The sequence below is a fragment of the Xenorhabdus sp. PB30.3 genome (assembly GCF_963895965.1).
Lineage (GTDB): Bacteria > Pseudomonadota > Gammaproteobacteria > Enterobacterales > Enterobacteriaceae > Xenorhabdus > Xenorhabdus stockiae.
The window spans coordinates 1-19029 of record NZ_CAWQMW010000143.1; the positions used below are offsets into that span (position 1 = coordinate 1).

Here is a 19029-nt window from a genome sequence, read left to right on the forward strand (position 1 = left end):
ATATACACCTATAAAGAGTAAAACCAAACTTTTATCTATTTAGTAAGATAAAAGTAATTATAAATTTTCAAGAACTACAATAAAAGTATTAAAAGCCAGAATAGAGGGTGTTATCAATTAGTGTTTTGGCTTTACATCAAAAAAATAAAGTGTCAAACTCGCTATTGACGATTTTTTATATCGATGTTATTTCCACGACTGGTTAGAGTCTTTCTTATATTTATCTATATGGTGATATATAAAAGTCTACTTATGTCTGCAAATACAGTTGTTTTCCTATGCCTATTTTTTAGGAAGCTCTGCTGTATTTGTTATATGGATAACATTGTAATTATTATCTTACCAATAATGGGTTGTTAGACAGTTCATGGTTGTATTAGCCAAAGGGTTGAAATATGAGTAAAAATAGTCCTGGTAGCGTAGCTCCTAAAGAAAGAATTAATATTAAATATGTTCCAAATACCGGTGATCAGACAGCAGAAGTTGAATTACCACTGAATCTTCTGGTTGTAGGTGACCTGAAAGGCAAAACAGAAGATACGCCAATTGAAGAAAGACCAACAGTTTCTGTTAATAAAAATAACTTCAATGCCGTAATGAATGAGGCGAATATCAACCTGACTTTTAACGTCCCTAATCGCCTCGATGAAAAAAGTGAAGAAGATTTACCAGTTAATCTGGAAATAAAATCCCTAAGTGATTTCTCACCGGATAATATCGCCAAGAAAGTACCAGAGCTGAATAAACTTCTGGAACTACGTGAAGCATTAGTTGCATTAAAAGGCCCTCTGGGAAATATCCCCGCATTTCGCGCTCGCCTGCAGTCACTGCTGGATGATGAATCCGTTCGTGAACAACTCCTGAAAGAACTTGAAATCATCAATAAAAAATAACTCGTTAAAGGAATTCTAAATGGCTCAGCACGAAGAAAACAGCACAGCACTTGCTTCTGGCGCAACCACTTCTCTGCTTGATGAAATTATGTCTCAAGCGAGAATGACTCCTGAAAATGACGGCTACTACATTGCAAAACAGGGTGTTGCCGCTTTTATCGGTAGCATTCTGGATACAGGTTCTAACGAAGAACCTATCAATAAGCTCCTCGTTGATAAAATGATTGTCGAGCTTGATAAAAAGCTGAGTGAGCAGATGGATGAAATCATGCACGCTAAGCAATTTCAGGAGCTGGAATCTTCCTGGCGCTCACTGAAAATGCTGGTTGATCGCACTGATTTCCGTGAAAACATCAAAATCAACATCATCCATGCGACTAAAGACGAATTGCTGGAAGACTTCGAGTTCTCTCCAGAAATTATTCAGTCCGGTTTCTATAAGCATGTTTACTCTACAGGTTACGGCCAGTTCGGTGGTGAGCCTGTTGCTGCTGTCATCGGTAACTACGCTTTCAACAACACTACGCCTGATATCAAACTGATGCAGTATGTCAGCTCAGTGGGAGCAATGGCTCACTCTCCATTCCTCTCCTCTGTTTCACCTGAATTCTTCGGTGTGAACCAGTTTACTGATCTGCCAGCTATCAAAGATCTGAAATCTGTCTTCGAAGGCCCTTCACACACCAAATGGCGTGCACTGCGTGAATCTGAAGATTCCCGTTATCTGGGTCTGACTGCACCTCGTTTCCTGCTGCGTCTGCCATATTCCTCCGTTGAAAATCCAATCAAAAACTTCAACTATCAGGAAAATGTCAGCCGTGACCATGAGCACTATCTGTGGGGTAACACCGCTTATCTGCTGGCAAGCTGCCTGACAGACAGCTTCGCTAAATACCGCTGGTGCCCGAATATCATTGGTCCACAAAGTGGTGGTGCGGTGAATGATCTGCCGGTTCATCTGTATGAAGCGATGGGTCAGGTACAGGCGAAGATCCCAACAGAAGTTCTGATCACTGACCGCCGTGAATTTGAACTGGCAGAAGAAGGTTTTATCACCCTGACCATGCGTAAGGGCAGTGATAACGCAGCATTCTTCTCTGCAAACTCCGTGCAGAAACCAAAAGTGTTCCCGAACACCCGTGAAGGCAACATTGCGGAAACTAACTACAAGCTGGGTACTCAGCTGCCATACATGTTCATCATCAACCGTCTGGCTCACTACATCAAAGTGTTGCAGCGTGAGCAGATCGGCTCTTGGAAAGAGCGTCAGGATCTGGAGCGTGAACTGAACATGTGGCTGAAACAGTACATTGCTGATCAGGAAAACCCACCAACTGACGTTCGTAGCCGTCGCCCACTGCGCGCTGCTGAAATCAAGGTTCTGGATGTTGAAGGCGATCCAGGCTGGTATCAGGTTGCGATGCAGGTTCGCCCACACTTCAAATACATGGGTGCGAGTTTCGAACTGTCGCTGGTCGGACGTTTGGATAAGGAATAATCATGGCTGCGCTGTACAGTTGGAACAGAGGCAGCTCTGCCAGTCTGTTCGAGCGCATTCAAGGGAAGAGCTCCGGCTCTTCCCGTCAGTCAAGGATGCGTGCTCTGCTTGATTCTATAAAGAAACATTTGAATGAAGTGCTTAATTCGCGCCCTGGTGCCTGCCAGAGTGCCATTGAACTGGGTGTCATTGACCTTAATGACGCAACCGCAACCTCAGTGGATTTCAAGCAAAGTATCGAATGGGCGATAGAAGAGTGCATCAGAAATTATGAGCCCAGAATATCAGCGGTGTCAGTCAGCGCCATCAATGATGAGTCAGATCCGTTGTTATTGAGCTTTCATATCAGTGCGGAAGTTTCCCTGGATGATATCAACGATGTTGTGGAATTCAGCATCCAGTTGGACAACAACCGGCGCTATTGCCTGGAGCGAACTCAATAAATGTCATTTGAAAAATATTTCAGAGATGAGCTGAACTATTTGCGACAACTGGGGAAAGAAGCCGCAGTTGAGCGTCCTCATCTTGCCGCTTTTCTGTCTGAACAAGGCTCAGATCCTGACGTTGAGCGTTTGCTTGAAGGTTTTGCATTCCTGACAGGCAATCTGCGGGCAAAAATTGATGATCAGTTCCCTGAACTGACTCATGGCCTGCTTAATATGCTTTGGCCTAATTATCTGCGTCCGACTCCCAGCATGACCATCATCGAATATACCCCTGATGAGAGTGTGGTGACAAAAGCGACACAGGTTAAACGTGGCACACAGATTATGAGTAATGCGCTGGCAGCTCATGATGATATTTACTCGAATGAAAAGCAGTCGAATGGCAAAAGGGATGATCACAGCCGCTGTACCTTCACCTTATGCCGTGATGTCTGGCTTTTCCCACTTTCTATTCAGGATATTTCCGTTAATAACAGTAATGAGCAGGGGATCATTGGCCTGAACTTTGCCTCAAAAACGGAACTGAATCTCCATGAACTGGAACTGGATAAATTACGCTTTTACCTCAGTGGTGATGACTATACCACTTCGCAACTCTATTTCTGGCTCTGTTACTACTTCAGAAAAGCGGAACTGGTGATCGGTGATAAGGTGATCCCTTTGCCGGATTTTGACTTTGTACCGGTTGGGTTTGAGCGGGAAGATGCACTGTTGCCTTACCCTAAAAATGCCTACATGGGTTATCGCATTTTGCAGGAATATTTCTGTTTTGCGGAAAGCTTCCTGTTTTTTGACGTGAAGGGTTTGCCGGAACTGCCTGAAGATCTTAAGACAAAAGATTTCAAACTGAATTTACATTTTTCTCAGGCACTGCCACCCGAAGCGAAGATCCGCCATGACACTTTCCGTCTGCACTGTACACCGGCGATTAATTTGTTCCCGATGGATAGCGAAGCGATTGAACTCAATGGTAGCCAGACGGAATACCCGCTGAAGGCCAGTTATAGCTTCCCGGATAACTACGATATTTTCTCTATCGACGGTGTTGAAAGCTGGCTGACAGGAGAGAATGGTGAGCGCAGCCGGGCACGTGTCGGTGAGCGGGTTTATACCCCGTTCGAAAGTTTCAATCACCAAATTGATAACGAAGATGAACGCTCAATGCGTTACTACCGTCTGCGGGTGAAAGAGTCACCTTTCCGCAGAGGGCTGGAACATTTCATCTCATTTGTCCGTGGCGATGAATCTGATCTGCTGCGGCTCAGACTGAAAGAGAATGTTTCCGTCAGCCTGACGTGTACCAACCGTGAACTGCCGCTGGAACTACGTGTCGGAGACATTAATTACCCTTCTATCGGCAGCCCGTCATTTGCGACATTCCGCAATATCACACGCCCGTCCGTGCCGCTTTACCCGTTGTTGGACGGCGGACTGCACTGGTCGCTGTTGTCGAACATGTCGCTGAACTACATGTCACTGCTGGATAGAGATGCACTGAAACAGGTGCTGCGTACTTACGATTTCCCGAGTATTCACAACCGACAGTCTAAACGATCATCACAGAAACGGCTTGATGCTATTGAAAAAATCGAGACAGAGCCGACGGATCGTCTGTTCCGGGGCCAGCCGGTACGTGGTTTGCGCTCTACTTTGTATATCCGGCAGCAGGCATTCAGCTCAGAAGGTGAGCTTTATTTGTTCAGTACGATTTTGTCACGGTTTTTCTCACTGTATGCCAGCGTCAACGCTTTTCATATGTTGAAGGTAATCAATCTAGATAATCAGGAATGTTATGAATGGCCGGTACAGATAGGTCAACACTCGTTGATGTAATCACAGCGCAGAGTCCTGCCAAAGCGCTGGAATTGGACATCTCACGCTACAACTTTTACCAGTTGGTTGAGCTGCTCAATCAGCTGGCGGTAGCGTGGGAAAAAACCGGAGAGACGGATCGGCCTGAACGTGAATCTGTCCGCTTCAAATCCAGCGCCAGTCTGGCATTTCCTACTCGTGATGTGGTTTCACTGACGCAGTCCAAACAGGGGTATTTTGAGCTGGAAGTCTCTTTTATGGGGCTACATGGCAGCCAGTCCCCGATGCCGGGTTATTACCTGGATTCACTGGCATGGGAAGACGCTCAGGGTGAAAACCGGCTGACGGATTTTCTCAACCTGTTTAACCATCGCTTAATCACGCTCCTGCACCAGATTTGGCGGAAGTACCGCTATTACATCTGCTTTAAGAAAGGCGGGGAAGACGGTTTTTCCCAGCGCATGTTCTCGCTGGTGGGGTTAGGCAGTGACGTTAACCGTCGGATGCTGAATATCAATCACAGCAAAATGCTGGCCTATGCCGGGTTGCTGGCAAGTCCCGGCCGTTCACCGGAAGTGATATGTAGTCTGGTTTCCCACTGTTTTGACTTACAGGATGTCACTCTACACGGCTGGCAGTTCAGAAAAGTCACGATCCCGGTTGATCAACAAAATCGTCTGGGCGGCACCAATAAGGGGCAAACGATTGGTGATACCGAGCTGTCAGTATTAGGACAAAACTTCACCATCGGTTCATGGATCGGGGATTACAGCGGGAAATTCCTGCTCAGTATCAACAATCTGCCCCGTGATCGGTTCCTGTCATTCCTGCCGGACGGAAAAAACTACCTCCCATTAGTGATGTTCATTTCCTTCGTCATGCGTAGTCAGTTTGCGTGGGAGCTGCGTCTCGGGCTGGCGGAAAATCAGGTTGGCGGCATGGTTCTGGGGGCACAACAGCATAACCATCTGGGATGGACCAGTTTTCTCGGTGAGCCGGAAAAGAAACCCTCTGTCACAATTTCAGTTATGGAATAACGACTATGGAAAAACATCAACCAACCCTTTCATTGCGGGTTATCAACAGTGAGCAACTGGAGAGTGGCCGAGCCGCCAGCTGCCAGTTTTCGCCACAGGGCGGTACGGTCGGCAGCAGTGAAAGTCACCTGTGGTCTGTTCAGGACAGTCAGGGCAATATCCACCCGTCACAATTCTCTATTCAGTGGCGTGATGGTGCATTCTGCCTGCAAGTGCTGTCTGATGCTGTGCAGATCAATAATGCCACATTAACACCACAGTCCAGCCTGATCCGTTTACAGCAGGGCGATCAGATTAAAGCCGGCAAGTTGTCGATCAAGATCCACATCAGCTTCTCTGAGTCAGATCGGGTCGATCCTTCAACGGTATCACCTGAATCGCTGGTTTCCAGTTACAGCAATCCGCTGGATGCCATGATGGAAGGTGTTTCGCTGCAAAAGTCTGCATTTGCCAAAGATGACAGCGTTGCTCCGACGGTGATGCACCGTTTCAGCGATGACCCTCTCAGGGTACTGGACAGTGAAAGCCTGACCACATTGAAACAGCAGGTTGACGCTGATGATACCGAGCAGCTTCTGCCTCCGGATCATTATCAATCCCCTCCATTTGCTAACCCTATTTCTGATAACCGAGGCAGTGTTATGGATCAGGAGTTCCTTGATTTACCGGATATCGTTTCCGAGCAGCATTATGAAGATATGGATGTTGACCATGTCGCGATTACGCCTTTGATGCGCGGGCTGGATACACAGTTGCCTCTGCACGACACGCAGCAGGCCAACGATTTCTTGCAGGAAATGGGTAAAACCATGAAAGCGGCAATCGAAGGATTACTGGCTCTCCAGCGTGAACAGCACGGGCTGCGTGATAAGCAACTTCGTCCGATCGAAGACAACCCACTGCGCCTGAATATGGATTACGACACCACGATGCAGGTGATGTTCTCCGAGCAGAAAAGTCCGGTTCACCTGTCAGCTCCCGCTGCTGTCGCAGAAAGCCTGCATAACCTGCAACTGCATTATCAGGCCAACCGGGAAGCGATCTCTGCGGCGCTGGATACCATGCTGGAAGCCTTTTCTCCTGAGCAGTTGCTCCGCCGGTTTTCACATTATCGCCGCAGCAGTGACGCCAGAAACAAAGATGCTTCATGGGCGTGGGAAATGTATACCAACTACTACCGTGAATTAGCTTCCAGCCGCCAGCAGGGGTTTGAAAAGCTCTTCCGTGAGGTGTACGAGCAGGCTTATGACCGCGCATTGCGTCAGGGCTTAGAGGACGCCAGTGATGAAACGTTCCGGTAGTCAGCGCATATGGTCGGTAGGGATTTTATTACTGTCAGCGATGTTACTGAACGGCTGTAGCAGTGCATGGAACGCAACCAAAAAAGTCGGTCAGGTCATCTGGGATCCTTCCACGCCGGTAGGAAGGCCGAGTGATCAGGCTTCTGTTGCCAATATCACGTTACTGGCTGAACCCAACATCAACCCCAATGAAAGTGGTGAACCGGCACCTGTTGAGATGAATCTGGTTTATCTCAGTGAGGATTCACGTTTTCTGGCTGCCGATTATGACCAGCTTGAAAGTGACAAGCTCGAAAAGGCGCTGGGGAAAAATTACATCGATCATCAGGATTACACCCTGCTGCCGGGGCAATACAAGCCGCTGGAAGTGATCACATTAGAAAAGAAAAACCGTTATATCGGTGTCATCGTCCACTATGCAGATGTCAATCAGTCTGAATGGAAAAAGATCATCCGGGTAAAAGACATGGGACGCCATTACAACATCTTGGTGCATGTCAGAAATAACGACGTCGAACTTAGAAAAGAGGAGGAGGAGTAATCATGCCAGGAAAGAATCGGGTGATTTGGCACGAAGGATTATTCATCAAGCCACAGCATTTCCAACAACAACAAAAACATAATGATTATCTGGCCCACAGCCTCGTCTCTGTACTGACAGCATACGGTCATGGTTTCAGCTCCATGAGCATCAATGATGATTTGCTCAAGCTGGGGCGCATCGGTATTACCGAAGCCAGCGGTATTATGCCGGACGGCACAATATTCGCAGCACCCAGTCAGGATCTGTTGCCAAAACCGCTGGATATCGAAAACATCAATGACCTGAAAAGTAAGGATATCTATCTGGCATTACCCATGTCGAGCGATACCATTCGTGAAGTGGCTGATCGGGATGCTGAAACCCAGAGTGCAGTGCGTTATCGCGAGCTGCCGGGTGATGTCCGTGACTTACATACCAAAGGCGGTGACTCTTCCATCCTGAACCTTGCTCAGCTGACACCAGTCTTGATGCAGGGCTCTGAGGATATGAGTGCTTACACCGCGATCCCGCTGTGCCGTATTAAAGAAAAACAGAAAGATGGCACTATCGTGCTGGATAATGAATTTATCCCGACCTGCCTGTCCATTTTCGTTGCTGACAAACTCAAGCGCTTCATGGTGGAAATCGATGGTTTGCTGACAGAGCGTTCAAGAACATTAGCGAAGCGTATCGGTTCGCCGGGCCAGCAGGGGATTGCAGATGTGGCTGAGTTTATGATGCTCCAGCTGTTGAACCGCGTTCAGCCGCTGTACAACCATTATGCTAAGCAAAGCGTTCTGCATCCGCTGCATCTGTACACCCAATTGATCCAGACCTGCGGTGAGCTGAGAACCTTTACCGATGCGAGCCGTCTGCCGGGCAATATTCTGGCCTATGACCACAATAACCTGACCGATACCTTTCAGGATGCCATGCACGCCATCCGTGATGCACTGAACGTTGTTCTGACACCGCGTGCAACATCGATTGCCCTGAAACAGAACGAAGGTGGAATTCGCGTTGCCACGCTGCACGATAACGACCTGCTGCGCAAAGCTGAATTTGTTCTGGCTATCAGCGCCAGCACTCCGCAGGAACAGCTGCGTCGTCAGTTCGTCCAGCAAACCAAAGTCACCTCAATGGAGCGTATCCGCGATCTGGTCAGCGTCCAGTTACCGGGTGTACCACTGATTGCACTGTCCGCAGCTCCTCGTCAGTTGCCATATCACTCCGGATATACCTACTTCCGTCTGGATCAGAAGAGCCCGGCATGGAAAGAGATCCAACAGGGTAACTCCATTGCATTCCACGTCTCAGGGGATTTCCCTGACCTGGATATGCAGCTCTGGGCTATCAGGGGCGGTAAGGACTAGTTATGAGGATTAGGCATGAGTGATATCAATGTTGACAGTCCGTCACTGGAAAAATTTGAAAAACAGGCTGAAACACTGAAAACGTTTCAGCGCCAGTACCAGCTCCCGTTGCGTGGTGAAAGCCTCAACCCGATGATCGATGCCGCCACCCCTTTACTGGGAATGGTTTTGCGTTTGCAGGACATGAGTGATCAGGCGCTGCCAGATAAGCTTTACCAACAGGTTGTTACTGACATTCGTGCTATTGAGCAGCTTCTGCAAACCAAGGGCTATGAACCCGGTGCGATTGTTTCATTCCGTTACGTACTGTGCACCTTCATTGATGAAACCGCATTGGGGCACGGCTGGAACAGCCAGAATGGCTGGTTGAAGCAATCACTGTTGGTGCACTTCCACAATGAAACGTGGGGGGGAGAAAAAGTCTTTGTATTGCTTGAACGCCTGATGGGAGAGGCTCAGCGCTACCAGCATCTGCTGGAGTTTATTTACCTCTGCCTCTGCCTTGGCTACCGCGGACGTTACAAAGTCAGCACCCAGAAAAGTGATGACTTTGATCGCCTGTTCCGCCGCTTGCAGCAACAGCTTCACTCATTGCGTGGAGATGCTCCGCCGACCACGCTGTATGTCAACGTAAACGAGCGCGATGCAAGTTATCGCCTGATCCGGCGTTGGAAGATCAAACATCTGTTTGCGATAGGCATAGGTCTGCTGATTGCTATTTATAGTTTTTATGCCATACGCCTCGGTGATCAGACCCAGTACATATTAGAGCAGCTAAATAAATTATTAAGATAGGAAGTCGCCATGATTCAGATTGATCTGCCCACTCTTGTAAACCGTTTAAACCCGATGACCCGCCATGCACTGGAAGCGGCGGCGGCATCCTGCGTCAGTCAGCAACAGCCAGAGATTACTGTGGCTCAACTGCTGCTTCAGATGATCGAAACACCTCTCAGTGACGTGCGTCTGATCCTGAACAAAGCAGAGATCGATAAAGACCTGCTGAAAGAACAACTCGATCAGGTGATGACTCATCACCAGTCGATTGTACAGACCTACCCTAATTTTTCCCCGATGCTGGTGGAATGGTTGCAGGACAGCTGGCTGCTGGCTTCCACTGAAATGCAGCATACCGAACTGCGCAGTGGTGTACTGCTGATCGCATTACTGTTCAGCCCGCTGCGTTATCTGGCTCCACAGTCTGCGCGACTGCTGGCGGGAATTAACCGTGAGCTGCTGCGTCAGAATTTCGCTGAATGGACAAACGGCTCTGCCGAACAGCCTTTCAGTACCGATGATAAAGAAGGGCAGGGCGTTCATCCGGCAAACAGCGACAGCCTGCTGGCCCGTTTTACCCAGAATATGACGGAGCAGGCGCGTCAGGGCAAACTCGATCCGGTACTGTGCCGTGATAATGAAATTGACCTGATGATCGACATTCTCTGCCGTCGCCGTAAAAACAACCCGATTGTGGTGGGTGAGGCAGGTGTTGGTAAAAGTGCTTTGATTGAAGGTCTGGCACTGCGCATCATCAACGATCGCGTTCCGGAAAAACTGCGTAACAGTGAATTAATGACACTGGATCTGGGGGCATTGCAGGCTGGTGCGGCAGTTAAAGGTGAGTTTGAAAAACGCTTCAAAGGCATTATGGCGGAAGTGATTCAATCACCAAAACCGATCATTCTGTTTATCGATGAAGCCCATACGCTGATTGGCGCAGGTAATCAGGCTGGCGGACTGGATATTTCTAACCTGCTCAAACCTGCACTGGCACGTGGCGAACTGAAAACCATCGCCGCGACCACATGGAGCGAGTATAAAAAATACTTCGAAAAAGATGCGGCTCTGTCCCGTCGTTTCCAGCTGGTCAAAGTTTCTGAACCAAGTGCGGAAGAAGCGACTGTCATCATGCGTGGCCTGCGAGCCATTTACGAGCAGGCACACGGTGTCCTGATTGATGATGAAGCGCTGAAAGCCTCGGCGGTACTGAGTGACCGTTATCTCTCCGGCCGCCAGCTACCGGATAAAGCCATTGACGTACTGGATACTGCCTGTGCCCGCGTAGCCATTAACCTGACATCGCCACCGCGCCAGATCTCCTCACTGACAACCGAACTGCATCAGATGCAGATGGAAATCGACGTGCTGGAAAGAGAGCAGCGGATGGGGTTGAACGAGCATTCAGAACGACTGAAAGAACTGCAAAACCAGCAGCAGGAAACTCAGGAACAGCTGACCGCTCTGGAAAGCGACTGGCAACAGCAGCAGGAACTGGTGAAGCAGATAATCGAACTGCGTAGTCAGCTTCTGTCTGATGATAAAGAAGCCAGTCAGAATGCCGATAGAGAAAAACAGGCTGCGGATGAAGTTTCTGACAACTCAGAAGAACATGATGTGACTGAGCAAGAAGAAGTACAGGAAGAAACGGTTACTGAACCGGCTGATGTGAAATCTCTGATCGAAAAACTGGCTGAACTCAATGAACAGCTGGCAGAACTTCAGAAAAAACAAACATTGGTTTCCCCACATGTCGACAAAACTCAGATTGCCGGTGTTATCGCTGAATGGACGGGTGTTCCGCTGAATCGTCTGTCACAAAGTGAACTGTCAATCGTGACTGAGTTGCCTGTTCATCTGGGACAGAGCATCAAAGGTCAGGATGTTGCCATTCAGTGCCTGCATAAACACCTGTTAACTGCCCGCGCTGATTTGCGCCGTCCGGGACGTCCTCTGGGTGCCTTCCTGCTGGTAGGGCCAAGTGGTGTCGGTAAAACCGAAACTGTACTGCAAATTTCCGAACTGATGTTTGGTGGCCGTCAGTACCTCACCACCATCAATATGTCGGAGTTTCAGGAGAAACACACCGTTTCACGCCTGATCGGTTCTCCTCCGGGTTATGTGGGTTATGGCGAAGGCGGTGTACTGACCGAAGCGATTCGTCAGAAACCTTATTCCGTCGTTCTGCTGGATGAAGTGGAAAAAGCGCATCCGGACGTACTGAACCTGTTCTATCAGGCCTTTGATAAAGGTGAACTGGCAGATGGTGAAGGGCGCATCATCGACTGTAAAAACGTCGTGTTCTTCCTGACCTCTAATCTGGGCTACCAGACCATTGTGGATTATGCCGAGCAGCCTGAGCAGATCAACGATCAGCTCTATCCTGAACTGGCCGCCTTCTTCAAACCGGCATTGCTGGCACGTATGGAAGTGATCCCTTACCTGCCACTGGGTCATGAAACTCTGAAAACCATCATTCAGGGCAAACTGGCCCGACTGGATAAACTGCTGACTCAACGCTTCAACGCCGAAGTCACCATCAGCGATGACGTATCAGAAGAGATCCTGCTGCGCGCTACCCGCGCTGAAAACGGTGCCCGTATGCTGGAGTCGATTATTGATGGCGCGCTGTTACCGCCGGTTTCATTACTGCTGTTGCAGAAAATGGCCGCAGGCACCGCGATCAGTGCCATTCGTTTAACCGTAGCAGAACATGAGTTTCAGGCAGAGGTTGAGGAGGCAGAATAATGAAACAGCGGCTGAAAAGCGCGTTAGCGTTATTGGAAGATGACACTATTGAACAACTGGTTGACCACTTTTTGCTGGTGAGCCAAAACTCGCGTTTTGATGCCCTGTTGGTTTTCTTGCTCAACATCCATGAAAACAGGCTGGAATGCTGTAATTTGCCAGAACCTGATGAAATCAGCTCACGCCGATTGTATCTGGATATTGATGACGTCAATAACCCGCTGATACAGGTAATGCGCAAGGGAACGCCCACAGTGTGGGATTCCCTGAATCACGGTGCGCGCATTGACGATCCTCACTTCCGTACATTCATTGCCGAGTTACCGCATAACTGCGGGCTGTATGGCATTCCACTGTTTGACTGCAACGGGCAGGCCTGCGGTGTTATTGCCATTTTTGCCGAAAATGTCAGTTATTTTACTAACAATGAAAACATGTTCGGCATTTATTGCCACGTTATGCAGCACCGACTTAAAAAGTTGCAGGAACTCGAACAACTGCGTGGGCAATTACGTCAAATCCGTCAGGTATTTCAGGTTCAGCGTCAAAAAGAAAAACAACTGGATGAACTGCTTGCTTCCCTGAGTGAATCCAAAAACGCAGGAGCAGGCAGTATCTCCGTGGATTACAGTCACATCGATAATCTGCCAAAGGCCATAGAAGAATTTGAAAGTGCCGTGTTAGTTCAACGTCAGCGCCAGTTTGGCAACGATACCAGACTGATCGCGCAAAGTCTGGGAATCGCCCAGCGGACGTTGGTTTACAAACTGGCTAAATACGGGTGTAGATTATGAATATTTCTTTAATTATCAGTTCATTACTGGTGTCATTGGCAGGCAGTCCCACACTTGCGGAGATAGCAGAAGCACAGAAAACCGCAGCGTCCAAACCACAGGAAGTGGTTTTACAACAGGAAAAACAATTGGATGAGCTGCAAAAATGTCGCTTTGAGCGCTCCCCTCTTATCCGACTGGCATGTTATGACCGGGAATTCGATAACCTTAAAATCGGTACTGTGCCAGTTACGCTGGAAAATATGGGGCCTATGTGGCGGCAGGCGATGGAGCAGGAGATGCAGCGAACTGACCATTCGACTGGCTTCATTGTCTCGCGGGGAGAAAACGGCACAACCCGGATCATTCTGACAACCCCCGCTGTTGGGGTTCCCCCTCCGCGCCCTGTTCTGATGCTCAGTTGTATTGACCGCATCACCCGTTTGCAGGTTGCTTTGCCTAAGTCTGCGGAATCGGGTGCGGTGACTGTCACGACGAACAAAACTCTGTTCAAAACCGAATGGTTCCTGCGGGAGAGTGGTTACTTATGGGAATCCAGCCGTGGTCTGCCGGGGATTGATGAAATCAAACGCTTAATGGGCAGCGAACATATGACCATCACCCCAGAACAAGGCAGTCAGATCACTTTTAACATTTCTCAGTTGGAGCAGGCCGCGAAACCATTGCGCGAAGCCTGTCGTTGGTAATCGACATGGACATCAGAACACAATTTGACTGGTTCGGCTCTCTGCTGGCCCCGCTGTCCGACGAACAGACAGGTAAAGCACTGGGAGACAATGATCCCTCATGGGAATTTATCGATGGCGAGATGATTAAATTCGGTTCGCTGTCACACGGTTCGCTGGATGTTGAAGAGATCCAGCGACAGGCACTGCAACTTTTCAGCGAAACCAGTAAGGACTTCCGGCTGATGGTGCATTTATTGCGTACCCTGCAACATGCCGGTCAGCCGGCTGAGCTGCTTTTGGCGATGGAGTTGCTGACGGAGTACGTAAAAAATTACTGGGAAAAAGCATGGCCGAATAAACCTGTGTTGAAGCGCCGTCTTGCGCAGCAGGTGATCAAGCGCTTTGATTCTGCCCAGACGAGTTTTACCGAGAAATCCAGTAAAGGCCAGCGGGATGATGCACAGGGAGTACTGGCTCATCTTGCACAGTGCTGGCATAGCAGTGAACCGGAGCTGGCAAAAGAAATCGACCAGCTGCGCACCCGCTATAACCGTCAGCCAGAAGCCGGAACAGCACCTTCACAGCCTGTCGCAGCGGCAACATCTCAGACTCCGGCTGAACCGCAATCTTCTCAGGGAACTACGCAGGAAAATGCGGTTGCACCAATGCCGGAAGTAGACGTTAACAGTTCCAGTGATAAGGCGTGGAAACAGACTCTGATGACGGTTTCTGATCTGCTTTGTGAACGCTACCCGGAATCACCGGTCGGTTATTGTCTGCGCCGCCATGCCGTCTGGTACACCATCACCACAGCACCAATGGCGGGTGCAGCGGGAAAGACACCGCTGGCACCAACTTCAGCGGATCGCACGGCCGATTATCTGGCAAGGCTGCCGACCGCAGATAACAAACTGCTGGTGCAAATTGAACAGAGTCTGGCACTTGCACCTTATTGGCTGGATGGTCATGCCATTGCTGCTCAGGCGGCAGCACAACTGGGCTACAAGAATGTTGCCCAGTCCATTCGCCACGAACTGAATGCGTTTCTGGAACGGCTGCCCGTATTAAAAACCTTAAGTTTTTCTGACATGAGTCCGTTTATTTCTCCAGAGACTCTGGACTGGCTGGCACCAGAATCCTCTTCATCAACGGGAGGCGCTTCGTTTTCTGCTGATCAGGAAGCCATCTGGCAATGTTTCCAGCAACAGGGGCTGGAAGCTGCCCTGAAAATGCTGGAAGAGCACCAGCAGCAGCTCACGGAGCCTCGTGATCAATTCTATGGTCAGTTGCTCAATGCTCAACTGCTTGAAGAAGCGGGCATGACAGCACTGGCACAACAGCATTACCGGAACTTGTTACACACGGGACAACACATGTTACTGACCCAATGGGAACCCAGCCTGCTGACGCAGTTAATTGAAAAGATAGGCGCTGAAAAAACAGGCGCTGAAAAAATCCCTTCGCTTGATAAGGATACTGCTTCAAACAGGAGCGTTAACCTATGAAATGGCCCTCTTTGTCATCAATCGCTCAATTGAAATCGGTGCTGCCGGCGGTGGGGAAATTTAAATCCATGCCGCGTTTTAAGGCAGCGATAGCGCTCATTCTGGCGCTTATCCCCTGCGTACTGCTTATCGCAGTCTGGTGGTGGGGGCCTGACCTGAAAATCCGTGAGGATTATCCGCTGGAAAGCCTTGCCGCCCGCTGGCTGGCGACAGCCCTTATCATTATGGGAGTGCTGGGCTGGATCGGTGTGAAAGCGTGGCGTCGTCTGCGTCAGCTTGAAAAACTGAACCTTGATGTTGAATTAAAAGTGGTTGATCCGGTTCGCATGGATATTGAATATCAGGATCGTTACCTTGACCACTGGAAATCTCAGTTACAGCGCCATCTGGATTCTTACAACTACCTATACGAACGCCCGTGGTACATGGTGATTGGTAGCCAGCTGAGCGGTAAAACCTCGCTTATCAAAGAAGGTTATAAGCTGTCTGAAATCGCTGCGCCGGAATATTTGCGTCAGGATGGGGATATCTCCCTGTTATTGCGTTGCTGGCTGGGAGAAAAAGCCGTCATCATCGACCCGAAAGGCCGCCTGATTGACCAGCCTGTTCCGCTGAACAGTGACAAACCGCAAATTAACAGTCGTCTGTGGGAAGCCCTGCTGAACTGGCTGTCAGAAAACCGCCAGCGCCAGCCGCTTAACGGGATCATTCTGACCGTGGATACCCTGCGTTTGATGACGGATAACCGCGAACAGCGTGAGCGTTACGTGCGGGAAATTCATCATCGTTTGCAGGAAATTCGCCTGACTTTCCACAGCCAGTTGCCTATCTATCTGGTGATGACCAAGATTGACCTGTTGCACGGTTTTGAAGCGATGTATCAGTCACTGGATCGCAAACTGCGTGACCAAATTCTGGGTGTCACTTTCAGCCTCAACAATCGCGACGAAAAAGCGTGGCGCAGTGAGCTGGAACAGTTCTGGCAACAGTGGATGAACAACCTGAACGGAGCCATGCCGGATATGATGCTGAACGGCGTTGATGCTAATCAGCGTAGCGCCCTGTTCAGTTTCACCCGTCAGATTCAGGGGCTGTACAGCTATATCGTACAGATGCTGGAAGACATTCTGTACAACGATGAAAACCACCGCCCAATGCTGCGCGGCGTGTACCTGACTTCCGCTCATCAGGTCGGGCAGATGGATGACATGTTCACTCAGTCGGCCTCGGCGCAGTATCACCTTGGTTCTCAGGCATTTCCGACATGGCCTGCGGGAGACACGCTGCCTTTCTTTACCCAGACCCTGTTCGAAGACGTGTTACTGGCGGAGCCGAATCTGGCTGCTGAAAACCGTATCTGGCTGAGTCGCAACCGTCGCCAGTTATACACCTTCTCCACCGTGAGTGCGCTGGTCGTACTGGCAATGTGGGGTGGCTGGCATTACTTCTATCAGAAAAACTACCGTGCCGGAGAAGAAGTACTGGCAGAGGCGAAAAAATTCCTCTCCGTACCGGCTCCGACAGGGGATGACAATTACGGTAGCCTCCAGTTGCCACTGTTGAACCCGATCCGTGACGCAACACTGGCTTACGGTAATTACCATGAGAAAAAATCGTTCCTGACAGATATGGGGTTATATCAGGGCGGTCTGGTAGGGAAAAAAGTGGAAAACACTTACCTGAATCTGCTGGAGCAAAAATTCCTGCCGTCCCTGATGCACGTACTGTTGGATGACCTGAATAAGGCACCTGCCGGTAGTGAGGAAAAACTCGAAATCCTGCGTGTGATGCGCATGATGGAAGATAAAAGCAAACGTAATGCAGGGCTGGTCGCACAGTATATGCGTGAACGCTGGAGTAAAGCCTTCTACGGTCAGCGTGATGTGCAGGATGCGCTGTTGAGCCACCTGAATTACGCACTGGATCGTACCGACTGGAAAGAGAAACGTGATGCCGGTGATCAGGAAGCGATTGATAGTTTTGCACCGTTTGCGAAACCTATCCGGGAAGCACAGCTGGAGCTGAGTAAGCTCTCCGTCAAACAGCGTGTTTACCAAAACCTGCGTATCAAGGCTCAGGATACTCTGCCAGCACCTATCAACCTGCGTGACCAGATTGGCCCGAGTTTTGACAGTGTATTTGTCGCCAGTAACGAAAAACGGTTGGTGGTGCCTCAGTTCCTGACCCGTCAGGGTCTGACGGACTACTTTATTCAGCAGAGCGGCGAGTTGGTCGAGCTGACCGGAATGGATAGCTGGGTACTCAACTTAGCGAAGAATAAAGGTCTGTACAAAGAGTCTGAATCCGCACCACGTAAAGACAATTACAGTGAACCGGATCGGGAGCGTATCGAGCGCGAAATCACGGAGCTGTATCTGGCGGATTACACCGCAACATGGCGTGCCGCGATGAATAACCTCGAAATCCGTGACTTTGAGGATTTACCACAGGCTATCAATGCCATTGAACAGGTAATTAGTGGTGAACAGCCGATCAAACGCGCGTTACAAATCCTGAGTGATAACACCAATCCTCCGATGCTCGATAGTTCATTGAGCAATACGGAAAGAAAGGCGTTGTTAGATAAGCAGGATTACACACTCCTGACTGACATCAGCCGTGGTTTTGCTCAGGAAACCGGCGTATTGATCGAACATGGTGATAAAGGCAGCACGCTGCAAAGCGTCTACCAGAAACTGATGGCATTGCATCGTTATCTGCTGTCTATCCAAAACTCACCAACACCGGGTAAATCAGCACTTCAGGCTGTGCAGATGCGTCTGGATAAGAACAACAGCGATGCGATCTTTGAAGTCCAGCAGATGGCGAAAAACCTGCCTGAACCCCTGAATCGCTGGGTCGGAGAACTGGCGAATCAGGCGTGGCGCGTTGTCATGATGGAAGCGGTCCGTTCTCTGGAAGTGGAATGGCAGGATACGGTTGTTAAACAGTACAACACCTATCTGGCAGGCCGTTATCCGTTCAATCCTAATGCTAAAGAAGAAGTCCCGCTAAGTGAGTTTGAGCGTTTCTTCCGCCCGGATGGCACACTTGATGCCTTCTACAAACAGAGCCTGAAACCATTTGTGGAACACAAACTGACGATGGGTACTGACGGTCGTACGCTTATTCGTCCGGATGTGCTGAAACAGCTGGAAAATGCTAACCGTATCCGTGCCACTTTCTTCTCACCACAGAACGGGCTGGGCACACAGTTTGCCATTGAGCCAGTCAGCTTGACCGGCAACAAACGCCGCGCCTTGCTGAACCTTGATGGACAACTGGTGGATTACACCCACGGCCGCAGCAATGTTGCACGTCTGATATGGCCGAACTCTATGCGTGCAGGGACAGAAAGCAAGCTGACTCTGATGCCGGACAGAAGTAATCAGGCTCCGCGCTCTATCAGCTATATGGGACCGTGGGCGCAATTGCGGCTGATTAACAGCGGCAAGCTGACCAACATCCAATCCGGTTCTTTTGATGTGCGTTTCAGCGTGGATGGCGGCGAGATGACCTATCGCATCTACGTGGATGAATCAGACAACCCATTTGCCGGTGGGCTGTTCAGCCATTTCAAACTACCGGACACCCTCTATTGAGGTGAAGGTGTGGGTTAGTTTTGAAAGTAAAACCTTCCCCCTGCCTTCGGGC

The 19029-nt window shown here is 49.5% G+C and carries 14 protein-coding genes; all 14 read left to right on the forward strand.

Annotated elements, in window-relative coordinates:
* The first annotated feature begins 395 nt into the window (after positions 1-395).
* The 14 genes from tssB to tssM all read left to right on the forward strand — a co-directional run bounded on the left by tssB (position 396) and on the right by tssM (position 18977).
* Positions 396-893, forward strand: coding sequence for a type VI secretion system contractile sheath small subunit (gene tssB / locus AACX38_RS13565; RefSeq protein ID WP_099120310.1), 498 nt, complete (start codon positions 396-398; stop codon positions 891-893).
* A gap of 19 nt (positions 894-912) precedes the next feature.
* Entirely contained in the window at positions 913-2391 is a 1479-nt protein-coding gene (tssC, locus tag AACX38_RS13570; protein ID WP_099109471.1) for a type VI secretion system contractile sheath large subunit, read from the forward strand.
* Between the two features lie 2 nt (positions 2392-2393).
* On the forward strand, positions 2394-2834 hold the full coding sequence (gene tssE / locus AACX38_RS13575) for a type VI secretion system baseplate subunit TssE (protein ID WP_099109470.1): 441 nt from the start codon (positions 2394-2396) through the stop codon (positions 2832-2834).
* A complete protein-coding gene (gene tssF / locus AACX38_RS13580) occupies positions 2835-4670 on the forward strand; it encodes a type VI secretion system baseplate subunit TssF (RefSeq protein WP_099120309.1) in 1836 nt (611 codons plus the stop codon). It abuts the gene before it with no gap.
* Positions 4634-5686, forward strand: a complete 1053-nt coding sequence (gene tssG / locus AACX38_RS13585; RefSeq protein ID WP_099120308.1) for a type VI secretion system baseplate subunit TssG — start codon at positions 4634-4636, stop codon at positions 5684-5686. The genes tssF and tssG overlap by 37 nt, the downstream gene beginning before the upstream one ends.
* A 5-nt stretch (positions 5687-5691) precedes the next feature.
* Positions 5692-6987 (forward strand): type VI secretion system-associated FHA domain protein TagH, encoded by a 1296-nt coding sequence (gene tagH / locus AACX38_RS13590; protein WP_228864596.1) that lies wholly within the window; start codon positions 5692-5694, stop codon positions 6985-6987.
* The gene (gene tssJ / locus AACX38_RS13595) at positions 6971-7528 is read left to right on the forward strand and encodes a type VI secretion system lipoprotein TssJ (protein ID WP_099109466.1); all 558 of its coding nucleotides are present in this window, start codon (positions 6971-6973) and stop codon (positions 7526-7528) included. Before tagH ends, tssJ begins: the two co-directional genes overlap by 17 nt.
* A gap of 2 nt (positions 7529-7530) precedes the next feature.
* Positions 7531-8883 (forward strand): type VI secretion system baseplate subunit TssK, encoded by a 1353-nt coding sequence (gene tssK / locus AACX38_RS13600; protein ID WP_099120306.1) that lies wholly within the window; start codon positions 7531-7533, stop codon positions 8881-8883.
* Positions 8884-8898: 15 nt separating this feature from the next.
* Positions 8899-9678, forward strand: coding sequence for a type IVB secretion system protein IcmH/DotU (icmH, locus tag AACX38_RS13605; protein WP_099120305.1), 780 nt, complete (start codon positions 8899-8901; stop codon positions 9676-9678).
* Positions 9679-9687: 9 nt separating this feature from the next.
* The gene (gene tssH / locus AACX38_RS13610) at positions 9688-12408 is read left to right on the forward strand and encodes a type VI secretion system ATPase TssH (protein WP_228864597.1); all 2721 of its coding nucleotides are present in this window, start codon (positions 9688-9690) and stop codon (positions 12406-12408) included.
* Positions 12408-13202, forward strand: coding sequence for a Fis family transcriptional regulator (locus AACX38_RS13615; RefSeq protein WP_099120303.1), 795 nt, complete (start codon positions 12408-12410; stop codon positions 13200-13202). The genes tssH and AACX38_RS13615 overlap by 1 nt, the downstream gene beginning before the upstream one ends.
* Positions 13199-13888 carry a type VI secretion system-associated protein VasI gene (gene vasI, locus AACX38_RS13620; protein WP_228864599.1) on the forward strand — a complete coding sequence of 230 codons (690 nt, stop codon included), beginning with the start codon at positions 13199-13201 and terminating at the stop codon, positions 13886-13888. Before AACX38_RS13615 ends, vasI begins: the two co-directional genes overlap by 4 nt.
* A 5-nt stretch (positions 13889-13893) precedes the next feature.
* Positions 13894-15375: a type VI secretion system protein TssA gene (tssA, locus tag AACX38_RS13625; RefSeq protein WP_228864601.1), complete on the forward strand. Its 1482-nt coding sequence runs from the start codon at positions 13894-13896 to the stop codon at positions 15373-15375.
* Between the two features lie 68 nt (positions 15376-15443).
* Positions 15444-18977 (forward strand): type VI secretion system membrane subunit TssM, encoded by a 3534-nt coding sequence (tssM, locus tag AACX38_RS13630; RefSeq protein WP_228864615.1) that lies wholly within the window; start codon positions 15444-15446, stop codon positions 18975-18977.
* Positions 18978-19029: the final 52 nt, after the last annotated feature.